This is a genomic window from Rhodococcus huquni, from assembly GCF_055231055.1.
Genome location: NZ_JBUYWE010000002.1, coordinates 556,134 through 577,840, shown reverse-complemented (window position 1 = coordinate 577,840; position 21,707 = coordinate 556,134). Strand labels below are relative to the sequence as shown.

16 protein-coding genes are annotated in these 21,707 nt (G+C 65.3%); 8 read left to right on the top strand and 8 right to left on the bottom strand.

The window, feature by feature from the left end:
* Positions 1-4: 4 nt before the first annotated feature.
* The 4 genes from ACZI8R_RS06245 to ACZI8R_RS06230 all read right to left on the bottom strand — a co-directional run bounded on the left by ACZI8R_RS06245 (position 5) and on the right by ACZI8R_RS06230 (position 5,648).
* The gene (locus ACZI8R_RS06245) at positions 5-1,189 is read right to left on the bottom strand and encodes a PucR family transcriptional regulator (RefSeq protein WP_463378704.1); all 1,185 of its coding nucleotides are present in this window, start codon (positions 1,187-1,189) and stop codon (positions 5-7) included.
* A 191-nt stretch (positions 1,190-1,380) separates the two neighbouring features.
* Positions 1,381-2,493: an esterase/lipase family protein gene (locus tag ACZI8R_RS06240; protein ID WP_463378703.1), complete on the bottom strand. Its 1,113-nt coding sequence runs from the start codon at positions 2,491-2,493 to the stop codon at positions 1,381-1,383.
* Positions 2,494-2,833: 340 nt separating this feature from the next.
* Positions 2,834-4,078 carry a PucR family transcriptional regulator gene (locus ACZI8R_RS06235; protein WP_463378701.1) on the bottom strand — a complete coding sequence of 415 codons (1,245 nt, stop codon included), beginning with the start codon at positions 4,076-4,078 and terminating at the stop codon, positions 2,834-2,836.
* 22 nt (positions 4,079-4,100) lie between these two features.
* Complete coding sequence (locus ACZI8R_RS06230) at positions 4,101-5,648, bottom strand: acyl-CoA carboxylase subunit beta (RefSeq protein WP_463378700.1); 1,548 nt, start codon at positions 5,646-5,648, stop codon at positions 4,101-4,103.
* 271 nt (positions 5,649-5,919) lie between these two features.
* Here ACZI8R_RS06230 and ACZI8R_RS06225 point away from each other — a divergent pair, with 271 nt between their 5' ends.
* Positions 5,920-6,993, top strand: coding sequence for a S1C family serine protease (locus tag ACZI8R_RS06225; RefSeq protein ID WP_463378699.1), 1,074 nt, complete (start codon positions 5,920-5,922; stop codon positions 6,991-6,993).
* On the opposite strand, the gene ACZI8R_RS06220 is transcribed toward ACZI8R_RS06225, so the two are convergent.
* Both ACZI8R_RS06220 and ACZI8R_RS06215 read right to left on the bottom strand, forming a co-directional pair.
* Positions 6,965-7,981: an alpha/beta hydrolase gene (locus tag ACZI8R_RS06220; protein ID WP_463378698.1), complete on the bottom strand. Its 1,017-nt coding sequence runs from the start codon at positions 7,979-7,981 to the stop codon at positions 6,965-6,967. The two genes, ACZI8R_RS06225 and ACZI8R_RS06220, sit on opposite strands and share 29 nt — an antisense overlap.
* 129 nt (positions 7,982-8,110) lie before the next feature.
* Positions 8,111-8,617: a GtrA family protein gene (locus tag ACZI8R_RS06215; protein WP_463378697.1), complete on the bottom strand. Its 507-nt coding sequence runs from the start codon at positions 8,615-8,617 to the stop codon at positions 8,111-8,113.
* A gap of 45 nt (positions 8,618-8,662) precedes the next feature.
* Here ACZI8R_RS06215 and ACZI8R_RS06210 point away from each other — a divergent pair, with 45 nt between their 5' ends.
* The 3 genes from ACZI8R_RS06210 to ACZI8R_RS06200 all read left to right on the top strand — a co-directional run bounded on the left by ACZI8R_RS06210 (position 8,663) and on the right by ACZI8R_RS06200 (position 12,752).
* Positions 8,663-10,087: a decaprenylphosphoryl-beta-D-ribose oxidase gene (locus ACZI8R_RS06210; RefSeq protein ID WP_463378696.1), complete on the top strand. Its 1,425-nt coding sequence runs from the start codon at positions 8,663-8,665 to the stop codon at positions 10,085-10,087.
* Positions 10,084-10,848 carry a decaprenylphospho-beta-D-erythro-pentofuranosid-2-ulose 2-reductase gene (locus ACZI8R_RS06205; RefSeq protein ID WP_463378695.1) on the top strand — a complete coding sequence of 255 codons (765 nt, stop codon included), beginning with the start codon at positions 10,084-10,086 and terminating at the stop codon, positions 10,846-10,848. Before ACZI8R_RS06210 ends, ACZI8R_RS06205 begins: the two co-directional genes overlap by 4 nt.
* A 65-nt stretch (positions 10,849-10,913) precedes the next feature.
* Entirely contained in the window at positions 10,914-12,752 is a 1,839-nt protein-coding gene (locus ACZI8R_RS06200) for a galactan 5-O-arabinofuranosyltransferase (protein WP_463378778.1), read from the top strand.
* On the opposite strand, the gene ACZI8R_RS06195 is transcribed toward ACZI8R_RS06200, so the two are convergent.
* Positions 12,749-13,219 carry a MarR family winged helix-turn-helix transcriptional regulator gene (locus tag ACZI8R_RS06195; protein ID WP_463378694.1) on the bottom strand — a complete coding sequence of 157 codons (471 nt, stop codon included), beginning with the start codon at positions 13,217-13,219 and terminating at the stop codon, positions 12,749-12,751. The two genes, ACZI8R_RS06200 and ACZI8R_RS06195, sit on opposite strands and share 4 nt — an antisense overlap.
* A gap of 77 nt (positions 13,220-13,296) precedes the next feature.
* Between ACZI8R_RS06195 and ACZI8R_RS06190 the strand changes: the two genes are divergently transcribed.
* On the top strand, positions 13,297-13,836 hold the full coding sequence (locus tag ACZI8R_RS06190; protein ID WP_463378693.1) for a carboxymuconolactone decarboxylase family protein: 540 nt from the start codon (positions 13,297-13,299) through the stop codon (positions 13,834-13,836).
* Between the two features lie 86 nt (positions 13,837-13,922).
* Entirely contained in the window at positions 13,923-14,195 is a 273-nt protein-coding gene (locus ACZI8R_RS06185) for a hypothetical protein (protein WP_463378692.1), read from the top strand.
* Between the two features lie 27 nt (positions 14,196-14,222).
* Here the strand turns inward: ACZI8R_RS06185 and ACZI8R_RS06180 are convergent, their stop codons facing one another.
* Positions 14,223-14,924, bottom strand: coding sequence for an MspA family porin (locus tag ACZI8R_RS06180; RefSeq protein ID WP_463378691.1), 702 nt, complete (start codon positions 14,922-14,924; stop codon positions 14,223-14,225).
* A gap of 182 nt (positions 14,925-15,106) precedes the next feature.
* Between ACZI8R_RS06180 and ACZI8R_RS06175 the strand changes: the two genes are divergently transcribed.
* The gene (locus ACZI8R_RS06175) at positions 15,107-18,340 is read left to right on the top strand and encodes an arabinosyltransferase domain-containing protein (protein ID WP_463378690.1); all 3,234 of its coding nucleotides are present in this window, start codon (positions 15,107-15,109) and stop codon (positions 18,338-18,340) included.
* A 66-nt stretch (positions 18,341-18,406) separates the two neighbouring features.
* Positions 18,407-21,694: an arabinosyltransferase domain-containing protein gene (locus tag ACZI8R_RS06170; RefSeq protein ID WP_463378689.1), complete on the top strand. Its 3,288-nt coding sequence runs from the start codon at positions 18,407-18,409 to the stop codon at positions 21,692-21,694.
* Positions 21,695-21,707 lie beyond the last annotated feature (13 nt).

The window sequence follows — 21,707 nt, the reverse complement described above, 5'->3', positions numbered from 1 at the left end:
AACGCTAACGCGCGGACATCGCCAATCGACGTGCGACCAGGGCGGCCTGTAGCGGTCGGAGTCCGGAGGGTCGAACCGGGTCGAGCCCGGTGAGTTCGGCGATCCGCTTGAGCCGATAGTCGACGGTGTTGGTGTGTACGTGCAACTGCCGCGCAGTGCGCTGGCGGTTCAGGTCGTTGCGAAGATGAACTTCCAGGGTGTTGATGAGATCTGGGGTCTTCTCGAGAGGTTCGAGAAGAGCGACCAGATATTCGCGTCCCGCGCCGGGACGCATCATCTGATACTCGAACACCAGGTCCGCCATCCGATACACCTTCGGATTGCTGTGCAACAGCTGCGCGAGATCGAGAAGCTCGTGTGAGCGCTCGGACGCGTGCGGCACCTCTGCGGTCTCGGCGGTGACGGCGGACGCGATGATGTCCACCTCTGCAACAGCGCTCAACTGCGCGACAAGCGAATCCACCCACTCGTCCGTGGGGGAACCCGGCAGAAGCACGGTTCCGCCCTCGGGACTCAGGAGCGACAGAGCGGTGCGACCGCACGCCTTGGCGAGCTCCGCCTGCACGCGGCGCAGCTTGCGGCGAGCGGGTACCACCGGATTGATGGCGGGATCGGTCTCGTCGGGATGCTTCGGAAGGTAGACCGCCAGGACCACGTACTCGGTGGCCACATCGATTCCGAACTGACGCTCCATCGCCGCGCCGGCCCGGCCCGCCAGCAATGCCGTCACCAGTGTGTGCGCCGCCGTGTGATGCTCGCTCGCCACCACCTTGAGTTCCGAGATGTACGACTCGGTGGCCGCGACCGTGACCCGGGCCAGCATCGCGATCAACAACTCGCCGCCCTGCGCCATGTCCTTGACGTCGGCGCCCTCTGCACCATTGACGACGTGCAACCAACCGAGCCGGAAACCCTCGTGCAGTACCTCGAGGATCGTCTCCAGCGGAATGCCCTCACGCGCCCACTGCGCCGCCGACTCCCGGAAGCCTTCGAGTTCTTCGTCGGTGGGCACCCGACGCTTGTCCAGCATGTCCATGGCAAGGCGGAGGCACCCCATGGTCACATTGGTGACATCACCACTCAGTTCCTCGCGAGGCAGATTTCCGCACGGTATGACATTGGCAGCGAAGTGGCCGACCAAGTTTCCTGCGACAGCCTTCAGATTGCTGAGCTGTGACGATGCGGGCATCCCCGCAACCATGATTCTCGAACTCGAATTGTCGATCCCCGAACTACCGATTGTTGACACGCCGATCCTCCCCTTACCCGGCCAGGCCGAAATGTACGCGTGACCTACCGGAACACCATAGTGACCATTTCGTGATCTAGGGGGTAATTCGATGAATTACTCGCCTGCAGCGGGTGGGACCGGCGTGTCGGTCAGTTGTCGGACGAACCGGTCGCCGCGTCCGCGGATCCGGTGCCGAGCGGGCCACCGTTCGAGCTACCGCCGATCGGCGAGTTGCCGACGCAACGCACGTCGTCCTCCGTGAAGTTCTCCGGATCCAATGCGTGCTTGATCCAGTCGATCGCTCGCGGCGAGTACGACATGCTCAAGTGGTCCGACACATCGATTCCGCAGCCGTCTTGAAGCGTGATGTTGTGAACGCTCGCGCCGGGGCCCGCTTCGAGGAAGGTCCACTGGTAGGGATTCGTGACCTGGTCGTACCGGGTGCCGATCACCGTGTAGTCGATTCCGGGCACGGTGTCACCGTCCGCGTTCAGTGCCAGGAGAAGCGGTGAGTCGAACACCTGCTGCATCGGCGCCTGGCCCACTATGTAGTCGAGCATGGGATCCAGGTCGATGCCGGACACATCTCGGATAGCGCGGTCGAGGCTGGCGATTCCCATGAGTTGGGTGCCATGGTGGGTGGCGCCGAGTGTGACGAGCTTGTCGACCTTGTTCTTCGTCGCGTCGTCGATGTTCGCTCCGCCCTCGAACTTCAGATACTGGCGTGCCATCAGTCCGCCCTGCGAGTGGGCGACGATATCGACCTTCGGTGCGCCGGTGGCGGCGAGAACGGCGTCCACGAAAACCGCCATCTCCTTGGCCGATTGCTCGATCGCACCTACGCCGTTGACGCCCGGAACGATGGTGCCGGCCCCACCCTTCTCGACCAGTCCAGCCTCCCCGTAGTTCAGCGCGAACAGGCAGTAGCCCTCGTCCTTCAGGATCGGTGCCGCGCCGGACCAGTTGTTGTAGGCGTTCTCCCACGTCCCGTGAGCCAGAACCACCGGTTGCGGATGTTCATCACTCGGCTTGCAGTTCCAGTCGTTGGTGCCGACCGGCGCCGCATCCGGGGCGAGCAGTCCCTTCGCGAACGCGTCGGGAAAGTTGTTGCTCGGCAGCCCGATTCCAATTGTCGAACCTGGCTGAGTCGGTGCTGCTACCGCAGCGGGCGCAAGCGCAACGGACAGCGCGAGTGCAGCGGCCGCCGCGCCCGCAACCGTCGATGCAGCGGAGAGCCTTGATTGAGGTGTGGTCCATGTCATGACCGCAGAAGCTAGCCCATGACGGAAGGACCCCCGACTTACTTCGGAGCGCGGACTATCGCCGGACCTCGGCCGAGATCACGGGTCGCAGGGCGCCATGTCGGCGCCGCCAGCACGGCCCGCCCCGGCTTCGGAGGACGGGCAATCTCACCGATTCCGGAACTGCCTTTCACATTGCCGTACTTCACTTTTCGATTCTCCTACTCGTGGCCACGCGATACCTGAGGACGCTCCACGCAGGAGCGATGCCGATGTTGGTCGAGGTGGTCGAGCGCGCCCGCTGAAGACTTTCGACCACTGGGTGGGTTCACAGCACCGAGAACGGTGATCCACCCAAGACTCACAGTGCGGTGCCGGACCGCTTTCTCGAAGATTCGAGCCTCCGCGCGACCAGCGCTGCCTGCAGTGGACGCAGACCGGAGGGGCGAGCCGGGTCCATTCCCGTGATCTCCGCGATCCGCTTCAGTCGATAGTCGACGGTGTTGGTGTGCACGTGCAACTGTCGCGCGGTCCGTTGCCGATTGAGATCGTTGCGCACATGCACGTCCAGCGTGGTGATCAGATCGGGTGACTTCTCGAGCGGGTCCAGCAGGCCGATCAGGTGTTCACGACCGGGACCTGGGCGCATCATCTGGTACTCGAACACCAGATCGGCCATGCGGTACACCTTCGGCACGCCCCGCATCCGTTGCGCGAGGTCGAGCAACTCGTTCGCCCGCTCGGCCGCCTCGGGTACCCCCTCGGTCACCGCCTGCACGACCGCCGCGGTCACCGGGACCTCCGCGGCTGCGCCCAGCTTGCCGATCATCTCGTCGATCCAACTGTCGGAGTTCGCACCCGGGAGCAACACCGTTCCCCCGTCGGGACTCAGCAGGGACAGGCCGGTCCGGCCACAGATCTTTGCCAGTTCGGCCTGCAGACGACGCAGCTTGCGACGTGCCGGAACGGCGGGATCGATCGCGGGATCGTCCTCGTCCGCATGCCGCGGAAGGTGCAACGCGATCACCGTGTACTCGGTGGCGATCTCGACTCCGAACTGCCTGACCATGGCAGGCGACGTTCGGCCGGCGAGCAATGCGGTCACCAACGTGTGCGAAGCGGTGTGGTGCTCGCTCGCAACCACTTTCAGTTCCGCTATGTACGACTCCGTGGCCGACACGGTCACCCGAGCGAGCATGGAGATGAGCAGTTCCCCGCTGCGCGTCATACCTTCGACGTCGCCGTCTCCGGCGTTGCTCACCAGATGTAGCCAGCCGAGCCGGAACCCCTCGTGCAGCACCTCGAGGATGGTGTCGAGAGGTATGCCCTCCCGCGCCCACTGCGCCGTCGACTCACGGAATCCGGCCAGGTCGTCGTCGGTGGGGACCGTACGACGGTCGAGCATTTCCATCGCCAACCGCAGGCAGCTCATGGTCACGTTGGTGACGTCACCGCTCAGTTCCTCGCGCGGCAGATTTCCGCAGGGAACCACGGTGGAGAAGTGTCCGACGAGGTCGACGGCCATGGAGCGGAGATTACCGAGCTGAGAGGACGCCGGGGCGCCGGCCATCATTATCCGCGGACTCGTTGGGTCGAGAGTGGTCACGTTGCACGTCCTTGCGTCGAGGCTAGAGGGGCAGCAGATAATGTTTGTGCGTAGTGGGTTCGGTTCGCTTGTCACGCAAAAGCTTCAGAGCATGGCGAATCTCCAGGCGCGTACTGGACGGCTCGATCACCGCATCGATGTATCCGCGTTCTGCCGCCGCGTAGGGGGTGGCCACACTCTCGTTGTAGGTATCGATCAACGTTTGGCGAAGGTTGGCGCCGTCGTCACCGGCCGCCTCGATCTCGCGCCGGTACAGGAGGGAAATCGCCGCCTCGGCGCCCATCACGGCAATCCGCGCCGTCGGCCACGCGAAGTTGATGTCGGCTCCCATCTGCTTCGACCCCATGACCGCGTACCCACCGCCGTAGGACTTGCGCACCACCACAGTGACTTTCGGAACCGTCGCCGAGGTGAAGGTGTGCAGGAATCGACCACCGCTACGAAGCACTCCGTTGCGCTCCTGCTCGACGCCGGGCAGGAATCCCGGTGTGTCGACGACGAAGACGAGCGGAATCTCGAACACGTCACAGAGGCGAACGAAACGCGCAGCCTTGTCCGCGCTCGCCTGGTCCAGAGCACCCGAGTAGAACAGCGGTTGGTTTGCGACGACACCGACCGTCCGACCGTCGACTCGCGTCAGTCCGGTGACGATGTTCTGCGCCGCCTGCGAGGCAATCTCCAGGAAGTCGCCGTCGTCGAACATGTAGACCAGCAGGTCCCGCATGTCGTACGACTGGTTGTCCGAATCCGGGATGATGGAATCGAGCTTCAGATCGTTCGCGGTGACCTCGGGTTCGAGACCGGGATTGACAACGGGCGGAGCGTCGTGCCGAGTGGTCGGCATGAACCCGAGGTAGTCGCGAACCCAGGCGAAGGCTGCTTCTTCGCTCGGCGCCACGTGATGTACGTTGCCGTTCTCCGCCTGAGTGCGAGCGCCACCGAGTTCGTCGAGCGTCACATCCTCACCCGTCACCGACTTGATGACGTCCGGCCCCGTGACGAACATGTAGGCCTGCTCGTCGACGGCCACGACGAGGTCCGTGTTGATCGGCTGATACGCCGCGCCGCCCGCGCACTTCCCCAGCAGGATCGAGATCTGCGGGCACACGCCGGACAACGGAATCTGCCTGCGGCCCATCTCGGCGTACCAGGCGAGCGAAGCCACCGCGTCCTGGATGCGCGCGCCGCCGGAGTCGTTGATCCCGACAATCGGGCAACCCATCCTCGCTGCGAGTTCCATTACCGCGCAGACCTTTCGGCCGAACATCTCGCCGACACTGCCACCGAAGACGGTCTGATCGTGGGAGAACACCGCGACCGGGCGCCCGTCCACGGTTCCGTATCCCGTCACCACGCCATCGCCGTACGGGTTGTCGGGCGACCCCGGATTCTTCGCGAGTTGCCCGGTCTCGATGAAGGTGCCCGGGTCGAGGAGCATCCCGATACGCTCACGCGGGCTCGGCAGGCCCTTCTCCTTGCGGCGGGCAGTGGCGGCTGCGCTCCCCGGTTCCAACGCCGCGTCGAGTCGCTCGCGCAGATCGGTCAGCAGCTCCGCGGTGGTCATGCTCATGTTCGGGGTTTCCTCCTTGCGAGGCGGCCCCGACACAACGGTCGTATCGGCGCAACGTTCGCGAATCGTCTTCCAGCGCGGTACGCGACGCCGGGTCTTTCTTCCTGAAGCCGTCCAGGGATGCGAAGAGCGTATGTTTGCCGCCGCCGCAGTTCCATAGCCGAAGGCGAACCCTGGGCACTTCCCGCAACCACGGCCCCCGGAGACTGTGAACTGTCACAGAGACCCTAACCCACCCTTCGGCACGCCCGAATCGAGTAACTTTCTCTTCGTGACGAGAGCGCGGCCGATGCGGCTGACCGCAGTCGCGGCGCTGGTCGCCGCGACCATGATCGTCGGCGCCCGGTCGCTCGAACCTGCGTCGATACCGCCACCGGAAACCCCCGCAGCCCCGGTCGTCACCGCACCGGAGCGGCCGGTCCTCGCACCCGACCAAATCGAGCTCGCCGTGTCCTCGTGGACGGTGGCGATCACTGCCGACGCGGTCACTGCAACCACCGCAGGCACGGGCGTCGTCATCGGTGACGACGGACTGGTGGTGACCAATCATCATGTGATCTCAGGGGCCCGCACGGTCTCTGCCCGCTCGTTCGATACCGGGACGCAGTTCGACGCCGAGGTGCTCGGCTACGACTCGACCGAGGACATCGCGGTGCTGCGTCTCGGCGGCGCCGACGGGCTGCCGACGGCACCGCTCGGAGACCGCACGGACCTGCGAATCGGGGACGCGATCACCGCGATCGGAAATGCCGAAGGCGACGGACTCCCGATCGCTGCCCGTGGCGCCGTCACGGATCTCGAGCAGGTCCTGACCGCACGCAGCGCCACGGACGGCTCGCAGAATCGGCTCTCGGGAATGATCGAGGTGAACGCCGCTGTGCGGCCGGGCGATTCGGGTGGTCCACTCGTCGACGACACCGGCACCGTGATCGGTATCAACACCGCAGGAAACGCCGAATCCGATCCCGCACAGCCGGTGGATACACCACGTTCCTACGCGGTGCCGATCGATGTCGCGACCGGCGTGGTCGACCAGGTCCGCTCAGGAGTCGGTTCCGACACGGTTCGGGTGGGCCCGACTCCTGTTCTCGGTGTCACCGTCGCAGATCACGCGCGCGGCGCCGAGGTGCTGCGGGTGGCGATGTGGAGCCCCGCAGAGAACGCCGGCATGAAGGCGGGCGACATCGTCACTGCCGTCGACGGACGTCCGCTCACCTCGTCGCGCGAACTCACCTCGCTCATGATGCAGCGCGGTCCCGGCGATACCGTCGCCTTCACCTGGACGGATCGAGAGGGCGCCACCCGAGACGAGAAAGTCACGCTCGAAGAGGGACCGCCTCGTTGACTCGTCCACCCGGCGTCGTGTGGGTGAGGACGAAACGTGCGACGTTGCGCAGCACCGCACGGCTCTCCGGCAACCCGGGCGCCACGGCCGGGAAGGCGTGAATCTGTCCGTCCCAGATCTGTAGGCGACAGTCGACACCAGCATCGGTGAGGCGGGCCGCCATCAGCTCGGAATCGCACCGCAGAACTTCGGACTCGGACGCAAACAGAAGAGTCGGCGGCAGTCCTGCCAAGTTCCCGTTGACCGGCGACAACGACGTATCGAGAGCGCCGTCTTTCTGCGCACCCAGTCGTCCGATCTCGACGAGAGCCGACACAGGTGCGAAAGCATCACGCTCGGCATTGGCATGTGCCAGCTTGGTCGCGCAATCCAGGTCGAGGAACGGGGAGAGTCCGACGAGACCCGCCGGGGTCGGCACTTTTTCGGTCATCGCCTTCAGCGCCGTCGCGAAAACCAGGAAGCCACCTGCGGAGTCTCCGGCGAACACGGTCCCGTCCGGGCGTGCCCCGTTCTCGAGAAGCCACCGGTAGGCAACGAAACAGTCGTCGACCGAGCCGTTGATGTCGGTGTCCGGTAGCTGCCGATATCCGACGTGCATGACGGGTAGTCGCGTGCGCTTTGCGAGCGCGGCAACCACCGGACGGTGAGTATTGAGCCCGCAGCACAGAAATCCACCACCGTGCAGGTACAGGATCACGCCACGCCCGAGATCGGAAGGGACGCCCGGCGCACGAACTATCTCGGCATCGAATCCGGGCAGGCGCACAGCGGTCCGGGTGATTCCCCTGGTCGGCCGCACGCCGGCGGCGACGTCGAGCATCGCGGCCCTGCGGATGGCGCTCGCGTTGATGGGGGCGACCTTGGCCACGGGCCTGATGAACCACCTGCATGCCTGGTACAGAAGCTGCGACTCGATACTCGGACCGGCAAGACTCGCTCCGGTCCGATACCGGACACTCGCGGCCTGTGGTTCTTGCGTACTCGACATACCCACACTCCCGTCACCGTCGCTCCACGCTGAACTGCGGTTCGTTCAACGCTATTCGCCGGGGACGCACGGTGTCTCCAAGTACTCCAATTCGTTACAGATTCAACGAGAGCAGCACTCGCCGTCCGCTTAACGGATCTTGAAGATCACGACTCGCTGGACCACGAAATTGATGACCGTCGCGATACCCTGCGCGATGACGAAGGCCAGTGGGAATCGCCACCATTCGTCGGGAAACACGTGGTACAGCCAGCCGTTGATACCGACCTGGACCGCGTAAGTGAGTGCGTACAGCGCCACTACCGCGACGAAGCGTGCCCGGCTGGGTTCGGCCTTGAACGTCCATCGCCGGTTGATCAGGTAGGCCGTGGTCGTACCGACGACGAAGCTGATGGACTTCGATACGCCGATCGGGAGACCGAACACGAACACCAGAAGCGCGTACAGGCCGAAGTCGACGACGGCCGACAACCCACCCGTCAGCACGAATCGGACAATCTGCGTTTTCAGGTCAGGAGCGTCGTCCGCGATGTTCTCGGTGACCGGGATCTCGACAGGCAGCGGAACATGCGGCTCGTCGTGGTGAGCACCATGTTCACGGGCGACGTCTTCGTGACTTTCGGGCGTTGCAGGCACGCGCACGAGCCTAACCCCCTCTACCTCCAGGTAACCTCTATCCCGATGTCCGAGACAGCAGAAGAGACGCCGAACGAGGCGCTCCCCACACAGACCCGCACCCTCACCGGCTGGGGACGCACCGCGCCGACCACGGCGCAGGTGCTCTCCACCCCAGACGTGGAGGTGATCGCGAAAGCCGTCACCCAGGTTGCGGAGCAGAACGAGTCCAAGCCCTCCTACCTGCAGCGAGGGGTGATCGCCCGCGGCCTCGGCCGCTCGTACGGCGACCCGGCCCAGAACGCAGGTGGCCTGGTCGTCGACATGACCGCGCTCAACCGCATTCATCGAATCGACCGCGACACCCACCTCGTCGAGGTCGACGGTGGAGTCAGCCTCGATCAGCTGATGAAGGCCGCCCTGCCGTTCGGTCTGTGGGTCCCGGTCCTGCCGGGCACCCGCCAGGTCACCGTCGGCGGCGCCATCGCCTCGGACATCCACGGCAAGAACCATCACAGCGAGGGCAGCTTCGGCAACCACATCCGCGCGATGGATCTGCTCACCGCGGAAGGAACGGTTCTGCACCTGACGCCGGACGGCGAGAACTCGGCGATCTTCTGGGCGACCGTCGGCGGTAACGGCCTGACCGGCATCATCGTGCGGGTCGTCATCGCGATGATCCCGACCGAAACCGCCTACTTCATCAACGACGGCATCCAGACGAACAGCCTCGAAGAGACGGTCGCTGCCCACCAGGACGGCACCGAGAACAACTACACGTACTCGAGTGCGTGGTTCGACATCGTGAGCGCACCCCCGAAGCTCGGCCGCGCCGCCATCACCCGCGGCTCGCTCGCCAAGTTCGATCAGCTCCCCAAGAAGCTGCAGAAGGATCCGCTCAAGTTCGACGCCCCGCAGCTCTTGACGATGCCGGACGTCTTCCCGAACGGCCTCATGAACAAGCTCTCGGCCAGTGCGATCGGCGAGCTGTACTGGCGGCGAGGCAAGGACTACACCGGCAAGGTGCAGAACTTGACGCAGTTCTATCACCCACTCGATCTGCTCGGTGAGTGGAACCGCGCGTACGGCTCCAAGGGCTTCCTGCAGTACCAGTTCCTGGTCCCCACGGATGCCCTCGAAGAGTTCAAGAACATCATCCGTTTCATCCAGCGGTCAGGGCACTACTCGGCCCTCAACGTGTTCAAGCTGTTCGGCCCGGGAAACCAGGCGCCCCTGAGCTTCCCGATGGCGGGCTGGAACGTGGCGATGGACTTCCCGATCAAGGACGGCCTGAACGACATGGTCACCGAGCTCGACAAGCGCGTGCTCGAGTTCGGTGGACGCCTCTACACCGCAAAGGACTCCCGCACCACGGCGGAGACCTTCCACGCGATGTACCCCCGGATCGACGAATGGATCAAGGTTCGTCGCTCCGTAGATCCCACAGGCGTATTCGCCTCCGATATGGCCAGAAGGTTGGAATTGTTGTGACGATCGACGCAGTCGGTAACCCCAAGACGATCCTCGTACTCGGCGGAACGAGCGAGATCGGTCTCGCGATCACCGAGGTCTACCTGTCGCGTTCACCCGCACGCGTGATCCTCGCCGCGCTCCCCGGCGACCCGGGCCGTGACGGCGCCGTCGCGCAGCTGAAGGCGAAGGGTGCGACCGAGGTCGACGTCGTCGACTTCGACGCGGTCGACACCGACAGCCACCCGAAGGTCATCGACGAGGCGTGGTCGAAGGAAGACGTGGACGTCGCCATCGTCGCGTTCGCCCTCGACAGCGACTCCGAAGAACTGTGGCAGAACCAGCGCAAGGCGGTTCTCACGGCCAAGGTCAACTACACCGCCGCCGTCTCGGTCGGCGTTCTCGTCGGCGAGAAGATGAAGGCGCAGGGCTCCGGGCGCATCATCGCCATGTCGTCTGTGGCCGGTGAGCGCGTCAAGCGCGCCAACTTCGTCTACGGCTCCACCAAGGCCGGCCTGGACGGCTTCTACCTCGGTCTTGGCGAGGCACTCGCGGAGTTCGGCCCGCGCGTGACCGTCGTCCGCCCCGGCATGGTGCGCACGCAGTTCAGTGCCCACGTGAAGGAAGCTCCGCTCACCGTCAACAAGGAAGACGTGGCCGCACTCGCGGTCGCCGGTTCCGACAAGGGCAAGGAAATCGTCTGGACGCCCGGCCTGTGGCGTTTCGTGATGATGGGTCTGCGGCACGTGCCGCGCCCGATTTTCCGGAAGCTGCCCATCTAGGCTTCTGTTTCGTGACGAATGCAGAAATAGCCCCCGTCAGGCGGACGCTGTCGGCGGCAGGAGAAATGCTGTCGGCAGCGGCCGTCGCGGTCGTGGTCGCGGCCGTCGGCCTGTTCGCCATCGGACGGGTGCAGTGGCCGTCGTTCAACTCGTCGAACGTCACCCAGGCAGTGACGACGGTTGCCCAGGTGGTGACCATCGCCGGCGTCGCACTGTCGGTCATCCTCATCAGGCGGAAAGTCGCCCGCACGTTCGCGAAGCTGCTTTCGTGGGCAAGCCTGTCCGGCTTCGTCACCGTGACCCTCGGGCTGCCCCTCGGCGCGACGAAGCTCTATCTGCACGGCGTGTCCGTCGACCAGGAGTTTCGCACCGCATATCTCACGCGGCTCACCGACTCGGCGGCCCTGCACGACATGACCTACGCGGATCTGCCGCCGTTCTATCCGGCCGGCTGGTTCTGGATCGGCGGACGCGTCGCCAACATCCTGGGCATGGACGGCTGGGAAGCGTTCAAGCCGTACGCGATCGGATCGCTCGCCGTCGCCGCGGTGGTGGCACTCGTTCTGTGGAGCAATCTGATCCGTCAGGACTGGGCGATCGTGGTGTCGTTGGCAACCACCGCCGCTGCGCTCGCCTACGGCTCGGCCGAGGTGTACGGCGCAGTCGTCGTCCTGCTGATGCCGCCTGCCCTGCTCATGGCCTGGGGCGGCCTGCACCGTAAGGGCCTGTCCGGTGGCTGGGGCGCCGTCGTCGGCACCGGACTTTTCCTCGGTCTCGCCGCCAGCTTCTACAGTCTCTATCTCGGATACGCGGCGTTCGTGGTCACCGTGTTGGCTCTGCTGACCGCAGGGCTGGCGATACGCGAACACAAGACATGGCGCGCGGCCGTGCCGCCGCTCGTTCGCCTCGCCGCGATCGCCGCCGTGTCCGGGATCGTGGCGCTGTTCGTGTGGCTGCCGTTCCTGCTCGAGATGCTTCGCGGAAAACCCGCATCCTCCGGCACGGCCATGCACTACCTGCCCGAGAACAGCGCAGAACTCCCCTTCCCGATGATCGATTTCTCGCTCGTCGGTGCTCTCTGCCTGCTCGGCACGGTGTGGCTGGTGTCGAGGGCTGCCACGTCGAGACGCGCTCAGGCTCTCGGGGCCGGCGTCGTGTGCGTCTACCTGTGGTTCCTGCTCTCGATGACCGCCACGATCGCCGGTACCACCCTGCTGGCCTTCCGTCTCGAACCCGTACTGCTGACCCTGCTGTGCGCGGCCGGCACGTTCGGATTCATCGAGTTCTCGGGCTGGATAGTTCGCGCCACGAGCGACAGTCCGCGCGTGAAGGGATCATTGCTCGCGATCGGCGCCCTCGGCGCGCTGTCCTTCGTCCAGAACATTCCGCAGGTGCTCGGCCCGGACATCGCAGTGGCCTACTCGGACACCGACGGCAACGGTGAACGCGCCGACATGCGCCCGCCCGGATCGGCGGCACACTACGCAGAAGTCGACAAGCTGATCACCGAGCAGACCGGCCGCGACCGCCACGACACCGTCGTCCTCGCCGCCGACACCGGTTTCCTCAGCTTCTACCCCTACTTCGGATTCCAGGGCCCCACGTCCCATTACGCGAACCCGCTGGCCGACTACGAGGGCAGATCTGCGGCCATCTCGGAGTGGAGCGAGTTCGACACACCCGACGAACTGGTCGCCGCACTCGAGAAGACACCGTGGCGCGCACCCGATGCATTCGTGTTCCGCCAGGGCCCGGACGGCTACACCATGAGGCTCGCCGAGGACGTCTACCCCAACGACCCCAACGTTCGCCGCTACTCCGTCACCTTCCCCAAGGAACTGTTCGACGATCCACGGTTCACGGTGACCGAGACGGGACCGTACGTGGTGGTCACGCGGAACTAGGCCTCGAACCAGGCCTGTGCGTCCAGTCCAGAGGCCTCGCTCTCCGTGACGGCGTACAGCCCGTCCTCGAGCGCGAGCAGGCTGTCCGCGCCCATGGCGTTCGCCCATTCGCTGCGGATCTCGCCGAAGATCTGCGCCGAGATCCGCAGTACTTCCAGACCCCGGTCGGTGAGGACTACCTTCTTGCTGCGCGCGTCGTCCGGATCGGGCAACCGTGTCACGTAACCCAGATCCTCGAGGCGTTCGACGGTCTTGCCCGCCGCCTGCTTCGAGACGCCGAGGCGACGACCGAGCAGGGTCGCGCTCGCACCTTCGATCCCCACCGCCTGCATTGCGAATCCGTGCGCGGGTCGCACCTGCGGGTGTCCGCGTTCGGCGAGCCGGCGATGGGTCTCGTCGATCAATTGCCGGAAGCCCGCGAAGAGCAGGAACGGCAGCCGATATCCACGTGCGTCGTCCTCAGGCACGAGAACCCTTGCCAAAATAGACAACCATATTTACTATTTGGTCAACCATGTTGTCATTCTAACGCTGGAGGTTCACGATGACGTTCACCCGACACACGATCGGATCCGCACCCGAGGGCGCCAAGGCCACCATGACCGCCATCGAGAAACAGTTCGGCTACCTCCCCGCCGCGGTCGCCGCGATGGCCACGTCACCGCAGTTGCTTCACGGCTTCGTCCGCGCCAACGCGCTTTTCACGGAGTCGACCCTCACCGAGATCGAACGCGAGGTACTGGTGATGACCGTCGCGGCGCACAACGCGTGCCACCTGTGCGTCGCCCTGCACACCGCACACCTCGTACACAGCGAGGCGCCGGCCGACCTCGTCGACAGTCTTCGCGCCCAGGAACCACTGGGCATCGAACGACTCGAAGCCCTACGCGGATTCGTTCTGCAGGTTCTGTCGCACGCCGGAGACGTACCCGATTCGGCCCTGACAGCTTTTCTGGAAGCCGGGTTCTCGGAGCGAAATGCCCTCGAAGTCGTATTGGGTATCGGCACCTACACGATGTCTACGTTCGCCAACCGCCTCACCAGAGCGCCGATCGACCCGCAATTGGCGAGCTACGTCTTGTGATCGATTACAGAATGTTTGCCACAACGCCACCATTTGGTTCATTACCGTGGATAAACTAAACCGACTGGTCGGCGTCAGGAGTGGTAATGCGCGGTGCACAACCGTCCGACAAAGAGGAATACCTGATCGGAACGACCGTCGGGGTCAATCTGATTCATATCGGACTCGCATGGACTGTTGCGGGAGTGGTAGCGATCTACGGCGGATTCTGGATCGCTCTCGCGCTCCCCGCACTGGGAGTGGTGCTGTGGCTTGTGAGCCTGCCCATCACCAAAGCAAAGCCGGCTCATAGCTGGAAAATCCCAGCGAGGGGCGGCTTCACCGCTCCTCGCGAGCACGAGATGCGGTCAGCGGCCTGACCTGAACTCGGCTTACGGAGGCCCCCTTCACGAAAGCCTTTGCGGTACCCCGTACGTCATCACCGTGTCACCGTTCGCGGTGGTTGCCATCGCGTACGGCCGAATGGTCACCGGCCCGATCGCACCGTGCACGTGTCCGTGCAGATTGGCCAGCCGCACGCTGGCGATGGGTCCGTCGAATTCTTGATTCTCGAGAATGGGCACCGTGGTGATTCCGCCCGGCGCGAGTTCGATGTCGAGTTCCTGTGAGGGAATGATCGAGCCGCCGATTCCGGCATTGTTTCCGGCCTCGAGTCCGAGCTCGAAATCGGGCACCAGCCCGAGAATGATGGCGTTCTGCGTACCCACCTCCCAATCGAGGTTTGGTGTGTTGAGAACGACCACCGCGCCGGCCACTGCCACCGGGTATCCGATCTGGTAGCCGATCGTCAGCCTGGTTGCCTTGAACTCCGCCGCGTTCGGTCCGGTGATGTTCACCGAAGCCACACCGTCGTGAAAGAACTCGACGGTGAGCGGCGAGCTGTCGAGCGGCGGGACGGTTCGGATGAACGTGCCCCCCTGGATGACCTCGATCCGGTTTCCGTGGGCGTCCGTGACAGAACTGGCGTTGTCGATCCCTGCGGAGGCAGTCCCGTTGCCGGTGACCATCGCGAGGGCGGCGACCGCAGAGATCACTGCCACCCGTACAAGTTTGTTCGAACCGAATCGTCTTGATGTGCCGACTGCCATGATTACCCCGTTTGTGAGTGGGCCCCACAGTGTGATGAGTGGGCCCCACAGTGCGAGTGGGTCGAGGAAAGCGTCGAATGTTCGTGACGGACCCAGATTAGTCCGGCCGAGACACTGTCGTGACCGGATTGCCGAGATACTCACGTGCCCTAACATCGTATTCTGTGCCCCCTGATGCCCCTGTGACTTCACTCCAGTCGGAAGCCCGCCGCGTTCGCACGTCTCGCACCATCGCGATCGTCACCGGGTTGCTCGGATTCGTCCTGGCACTTGCCACTCCGTTCCTGCCGGTGAAGCAGGAGGCAGCCTCGATCAGTTGGCCACAGAATCAGTCGACCGAGAGCGTGACCGCTCCGCTGGTGTCCTATACGCCGACCGACCTCGACATGACGATCCCCTGCAACGCGCTGGGTGAACTCGGCAGCGAAGGTGGCACCCTCGTCAGCACCCTCCCCGCCGGGGCTGTGCAGCCTTCTGCGGGCATGCGCGCCTCCGTCCGCGGCGGGGAACTGGAAATCGCCGTCCGTGACACCGTTCTCGCCTCCGGCCCGCTCGCCGCGCTGGACGGTTGCAGCGCCATCCATGTGACATCCACCTTCGAACAGACCTCGGCCGAGATCGTGGGAGCTCCCGCCGACAAGGACGCTCTCACCGCGAAGACACTCGCCGGCGACTTCCGGCCGCAGGTGGTCGGAATCTTCACCGATCTGCAGGGCCCGCCGCCCGAGGGGCTGAACGTCCACGCCGATCTCGATTCCCGCTTCTCGTCGAGTCCGACGCTTCTGAAGCTGTTCGCCATGATCGTGTGCGCCCTCGCGACGCTCGTATCGCTGTATTCGCTGCACCGCATCGACGGCGTGGACGGCCGACGAGCACGCCGCTTCCTGCCGGCCCGTTGGTGGCGATTCACCGGCGTGGACGGAATCGTCATCGGTGTACTCGCGCTGTGGCACGTCATCGGCGCCAACACGTCCGACGACGGCTACCTGCTCGGAATGGCCCGCGTCTCCGAGCACGCCGGGTACATGGCGAACTACTTCCGCTGGTTCGGCGTCCCCGAGGCGCCGTTCGGCTGGTACTACGACGTGTTGGCAGCATTCGCCAAGGTCAGCACGATGAGCATGTGGATGCGTCTGCCTGCGCTCATCGCCGGAATCCTGTGCTGGATGGTGATCAGCCGTGAGGTGATCCCCCGCTTGGGCGTTGCGGTGCGGCGCAACAAGGTCGCGCTCTGGACCGGCGGGCTCGTGTTCCTGGCGTTCTGGTTGCCGTACGACAACGGGCTGCGCCCCGAACCGATCATCGCGCTCGGCGCACTTCTCACCTGGTGCTCCATCGAACGAGCCATCGCGACGGGCCGACTGCTGCCGGCCGCCATCGCCGTCCTCATCGCCGCGTTCTCCCTCGCGGCGGGACCGTCCGGGCTGATCTGCATCGCCGCACTCATCGCCGGGGCTCGGCCCGCCTTCCAGATCCTCGTGGCACGAGGACGCCGGGTCGGCTTCTTCTCCCAGATCGCGCCCATTCTCGCGGCGGGAACCGTGGTTCTCGTCGCGGTGTTCGCCGACCAGACACTCGCCACCGTCCTCGAATCGACTCGGGTGCGCACGGCAGTGGGCCCCAACCAGACGTGGTTCGAGGAACGCATTCGTTGGGACGCGCTGCTGTCGATCACCCCGGACGGTGCATTGAGCCGCCGATTCGGTGTCTTCGTGATGCTCCTGTGCGTCGTGCTCTGCGTCATGCTGATCCTCCGCAAGGGGAAGGTGCCCGGCACCGCCATCGGGCCGTCCAGGCGCATCCTCGGCATCGTCTTCGCGTCGCTGCTGCTCATGATCTTCACGCCGACGAAGTGGACCCACCACTTCGGCGTGTACGCGGGCCTCGCCGGTTCGGTCGCCGTTCTCGCCGCAGTCGGGGTGGGTGCCGCGAGTATCCGGTCCAGACGCAACAGAACCCTGTTCGCGGCCGGTGTGCTGTTCATTCTCGCCGTGGCCTTCACCGGTTCCAACGGCTGGTGGTACGTCTCGAGCTACGGCGTCCCGTGGTTCGACAAGCCGCCGACCGTCGCGGGCAAGGGCTTCGCCACCCTGTTCCTCGGGCTCACCGTCCTGACGCTGCTGCTCGCCGCCTGGTTCCACTTCCGCGAACCGTACGAGAAGAGCAAGCCACCGAACGGAAAGCGCGCACGGTTGCTGGCACCCTCACCGCTGACGATCGCCGCCGGCGCAGTGGTGCTCTTCGAGGTGCTCTCACTGGTGAAGGGCGCCCAGGCGCAGTACCCCGCGTACTCCATCGCGAAAGCCAACATCGACTCGCTGACCGGTAGTTGCGCGCTCGCGGACGAGGTTCTCGTCGAGACCGATCCCAACGCCGGCGTCCTGCCGCTGCGGACGCCGCCTGCCGACAGTTCCGGCGCGGGTGCATTCGGAGCGACCGAGTCCACCGGTTTCGAACCGAACGGGGTCGCCGACGACCTCACCGCGGACGCCGAGAAACTCGTCTCCGGCGGCGCCAACACCATCGACAAGGACACGGACACCGACGAGACCACTCCGGGTACCAGGTCCGGTACCGGCGGCGGTTCCGCGGAGACCGTCGGTGTGAACGGCAGCAACGTCGCACTGCCGTTCGGCCTCGACCCCGCACAGGTCCCCGTCCTCGGCAGCCTCCAGGGCGGCAAGCAGAAGCCGGCCGACCTCACGACGGGGTGGTACGCGCTCCCCGAGCGCAGTGCCGACTCGCCCCTGCTGACCATCGCGGCCGCCGGCCGAATCCACTCGGTGGACGCGGACGGCATCGTCACCCCGGGTGGCCGCCTGCAGGTCGAGTACGGGCGCACCGAAGCCGACGGCAACGTCACGGTTCTCGGTGTCGCCGACCCCATCGACATCGGACCGTCACCGACGTGGCGCAACCTCCGGGTGCCGCTCGATCAACTGGCCGGCGACGCCGACTCGGTGCGCCTGGTGGCCGCGGACACCAGCCTCGACCCGGCCCAGTGGCTCGCCGTCACTCCCCCGCGGGTACCTCGAACAGAGACCTTGCAATCGGTTGTCGGGTCGCAGACGCCCGTTCTCCTCGACTGGGCCGTCGGCCTGGCCTTCCCGTGCCAACGCCCGTTCGATCACCGGTACGGCGTCGCCGAGGTGCCGGAATACCGAGTCCTTCCGGATCGGGGCGGAGCCGAGGCCACCAACGCATGGCAGGACCGCTTCGGCGGTGGGCCGCTCGGCTGGACCGGCCAGTTGCTGTCCTCGCGCACCCTCTCGACCTATCTGTCGAACGACTGGGACCGAGACTGGGGATCGCTCGAGCAGTTCGCCCCGCTGGACGAGGCGCCACCGGCCCGCGTGGACACGACGGAGGAGACTCGATCGGGCACTTGGACCCCGGGGCCGGTGCGCCTGCAGTAGGGAACCTTCGCCTGTGACGGTCGTCCTGCACCGCCCGAAATACCCGTTGACATACGATCGACAACCGTGCCCGACGTCGCAGCAGTTCCTGCCACCACATCCGACCCACACTCGGAGTATCGAAACGTTCGACTGATCGCGGTCGTGACCGGTTTGATCGGCTTTCTGCTCGCGCTCGCGACGCCGTTCATGCCGGTCACGCAGACGACTGCCACGGTGCAGTGGCCGCAGAACGGATCGGTCGGTGACCTCGAGTCGCCACTGATGTCGCAGGCTCCGGTCGACATCGAGGCGACGATCCCGTGCACCACGGTCGCCGACATGGACGAGCGTGGCGGAATCCTGCTCGCGACCGCGCCGCCGCAGGGTGAGGGCGCGGCACTGAATGCGCTGTTCGTGCGGGTTTCCGCCGACACGGTCGACGTCCTCGACCGAAACGTGACGATCGCGTCGGCCCCTCGTGACCAGGTTCAGTCCGGGCAGTGCTCGAACCTCGTCCTCAGCTCCGACATCGACCGCACGAGAGCCGAATTCACCGGCCTGGTGAACGACGAGGGCGCGCCCGTCGTCGGCGAGCTCGGTGGCGACCTCCGACCGCAGGTGGTCGGCATCTTCACCGATCTTCCAGAGGGCACCGCAACCGACGGACTGTCGTTCACCGTGGACGTCGACTCACGGTTCTCGTCCAGCCCCACGTTCGTCAAGACGGTGGCGATGATCGGCGCGGTCCTCTTCACCCTCATCGCCATGGCTGCACTCGGTCGTCTCGACGGCACCGACGGCCGCGGCCACCGCCGCTTCTTCCCCGCACACTGGACGAAGGTGACCGGGCTGGACGGCCTCATCGTGGGCACTCTGCTCGTCTGGCACTTCATCGGCGCGAACACCGCCGACGACGGCTACCTCCTCACCATGGCCCGAGTCTCCGACGGCGCCGGATACATGGCCAACTACTTCCGCTGGTTCGGTGTCCCCGAGGCGCCGTTCGGCTGGTACTACGACGTCCTCGCCGAAATGACCAAGATCTCCACGGCCAGCGTGTTCATGCGCCTCCCCGCGCTGATCGCCGGAATCCTGTGCTGGCTGGTGATCAGCCGTGAGGTCGCGCCGCGCCTCGGACGAGCGGTTCGGGGCAATCGCGTTGCGCTGTGGACCGGCGGACTGGTGTTCCTCGCCTTCTGGCTGCCCTACAACAACGGGCTTCGCCCCGAGCCCATCGTCGCGCTCGGCGCCCTGCTGACGTGGTGCTCCATCGAGCGCGCGATTGCGACAGGCAGGTTGTTGCCGGCCGCCGCGGCGGTGCTCATCGGTGCGTTCACACTTGCGGCGGCGCCGACCGGCCTCATGTGTATCGCCGCGTTGCTCGCGGGCGCCAGGCCTCTCGTCCACATCGTCGTCAAACGACACCGTCTCGTCGGGACGTGGCCGCTGATCGCGCCGATCCTCGCGGCGGGAGCCTTGGTTCTCGTAGTCGTGTTCGCGGACCAGACGTTGGCATCCGTGATGGAAGCGACCCGGGTCCGCACCCTGATCGGCCCCAATCTCGAGTGGTACAAGGACTTCCTGCGGTACTACTACCTCTTCGTCCCCACCGTCGACGGCTCCGTCGCCCGGCGCTTCGCGTTCCTGACGATGATCCTGTGCCTCTTCACGACACTGTTCGTGCTGTTGCGGCGCAAGAAGATTCCCGGCGCCGGAATCGGGCCTTCGTGGCGCCTGCTCGGCGTCGTGTTCGGAACCATCTTCTTCATGATGTTCAACCCCACCAAGTGGACTCACCACTTCGGTGCGTACGCAGGCATCGCCGGTTCGCTTGCCGCACTGACTGCCGTGGCGGTGTCCGCTTCGGCACTTCGTTCGCGGCGTAACCGCACGATCTTCCTCGCCGGCCTGCTCCTGATGCTGGCGCTGACGTTCGCGGGTATCAACGGCTACTGGTACGTGTCGAGCTACGGAGTGCCGTGGTTCGACAAGACCATCTCGCTCGGTGGCCGCGAATCCAACACGCTGTTCCTCGTCCTCTTCGGACTCGCTGTCGCGCTCGGTGCGTGGCAGTACATGCGTGAGGGTTATGCGCCGTCGCCGCCGAAGTCGAACACCCAGAAGGGCAGGCGAATCCGCAAGTTCGCTGCCGCTCCGCTCACGGTGATAGCCGGATTGATGGTCCTGCTCGAGGTGGCGTCGCTCGCCAAGGGCGCCGTCTCGCAGTACCCGGCGTATTCGTTGGCGCGCTCCAACATTCAATCGCTGGCCGGGGAAACCTGTGGGCTGGCGAAGGACGTACTCGTCGAGTCCGACACCAACTCCGGCAACCTCGCGCCGGTACCGGAGCCCGGCCAGGTCCTGACCAATCCGAACGATCCACTCGGTGGCGACAGTCCACGTGGCTTCTCACCCAACGGAATCCCCACCGACCTCACCGCCGACTTCGTCGAGGTGAAACAGGGAATGGGCAACACCGACAATCAGAGCGTCGGGCCCACCTTCGAGACGGGTTCCAGCGCCGGTACGAGTGGCGGCACAGGTGCTGTCGGCGCCAACGGCAGCAGCGCGAAACTTCCATTCGGGCTCGATCCCGAGATCACGCCGGTCATGGGCAGCTATCAGGAGGGTGTGCAGGAACCCGCTACTCTGACCTCGAGCTGGTACGCCTTGCCGGAGCGTAGCGAGGACGCACCACTGGTGATCGTCTCCGCGGCCGGTCGCATCTGGTCCGTCGACATCAGCGGGGCCGTCACCTACGGACAGTCCCTGGTGCTGGAATACGGCAAGCGCCAACCGGACGGCACCGTGGTCTCGCAAGGCACCTACCTGCCCAAGGACGTCGGGCCCGCGCCGTCGTGGCGCAACCTGCGCATTCCGATCGACGAACTCGCACCCGACACGGACACCGTGCGTATCGTCGCCAACGACCCGAACCTGACTGGCGACCAGTGGTTCGCGTTCACTCCCCCGCGCGTCCCACAGATGCAGGATCTCGACACCGTGGTCGGGCGCGAGCAGCCCGTGCTGCTGGACTGGGCTGTAGGACTGCAGTTCCCGTGCCAGCGTCCGTTCTCACACGAGTACGGCGTGGCAGAGATGCCCAACTACCGGATCCTCCCGGACCGGCCGCTCGCCATCAGCTCTACCGACACCTGGCAGGCCGCCGAAAACGGTGGCCCACTCGGCTTCACCGAGTCGATGGCCGGCGCCACCACCATCCCCACCTATCTGCGCGACGACTGGGGTCGTGACTGGGGATCACTCGAGAAGTACGACAGGCACTACCCCGACGCAACCCCGGCAACCGTCGAGACAGCCGAAGAAACCCGTTGGGGCTGGTGGAAACCCGGGACCCTGCGCGTCTACTAGCCTCCCCCTCCCC

Excerpts from the sequence above, each read along its gene's own strand:
- ACZI8R_RS06190 (WP_463378693.1), top strand. The coding sequence starts at position 13,297 with ATGACGTTCACCCGACACACGATCGGATCCGCACCCGAGGGCGCCAAG.
- ACZI8R_RS06245 (WP_463378704.1), bottom strand. The coding sequence starts at position 1,189 with ATGCCCGCATCGTCACAGCTCAGCAATCTGAAGGCTGTCGCAGGAAAC.
- ACZI8R_RS06200 (WP_463378778.1), top strand. The coding sequence starts at position 10,914 with ATGCTGTCGGCAGCGGCCGTCGCGGTCGTGGTCGCGGCCGTCGGCCTG.
- ACZI8R_RS06180 (WP_463378691.1), bottom strand. The coding sequence starts at position 14,924 with ATGGCAGTCGGCACATCAAGACGATTCGGTTCGAACAAACTTGTACGG.
- ACZI8R_RS06220 (WP_463378698.1), bottom strand. The coding sequence starts at position 7,981 with ATGTCGAGTACGCAAGAACCACAGGCCGCGAGTGTCCGGTATCGGACC.
- ACZI8R_RS06210 (WP_463378696.1), top strand. The coding sequence starts at position 8,663 with ATGTCCGAGACAGCAGAAGAGACGCCGAACGAGGCGCTCCCCACACAG.
- ACZI8R_RS06185 (WP_463378692.1), top strand. The coding sequence starts at position 13,923 with ATGCGCGGTGCACAACCGTCCGACAAAGAGGAATACCTGATCGGAACG.
- ACZI8R_RS06230 (WP_463378700.1), bottom strand. The coding sequence starts at position 5,648 with ATGAGCATGACCACCGCGGAGCTGCTGACCGATCTGCGCGAGCGACTC.
- ACZI8R_RS06240 (WP_463378703.1), bottom strand. The coding sequence starts at position 2,493 with ATGACATGGACCACACCTCAATCAAGGCTCTCCGCTGCATCGACGGTT.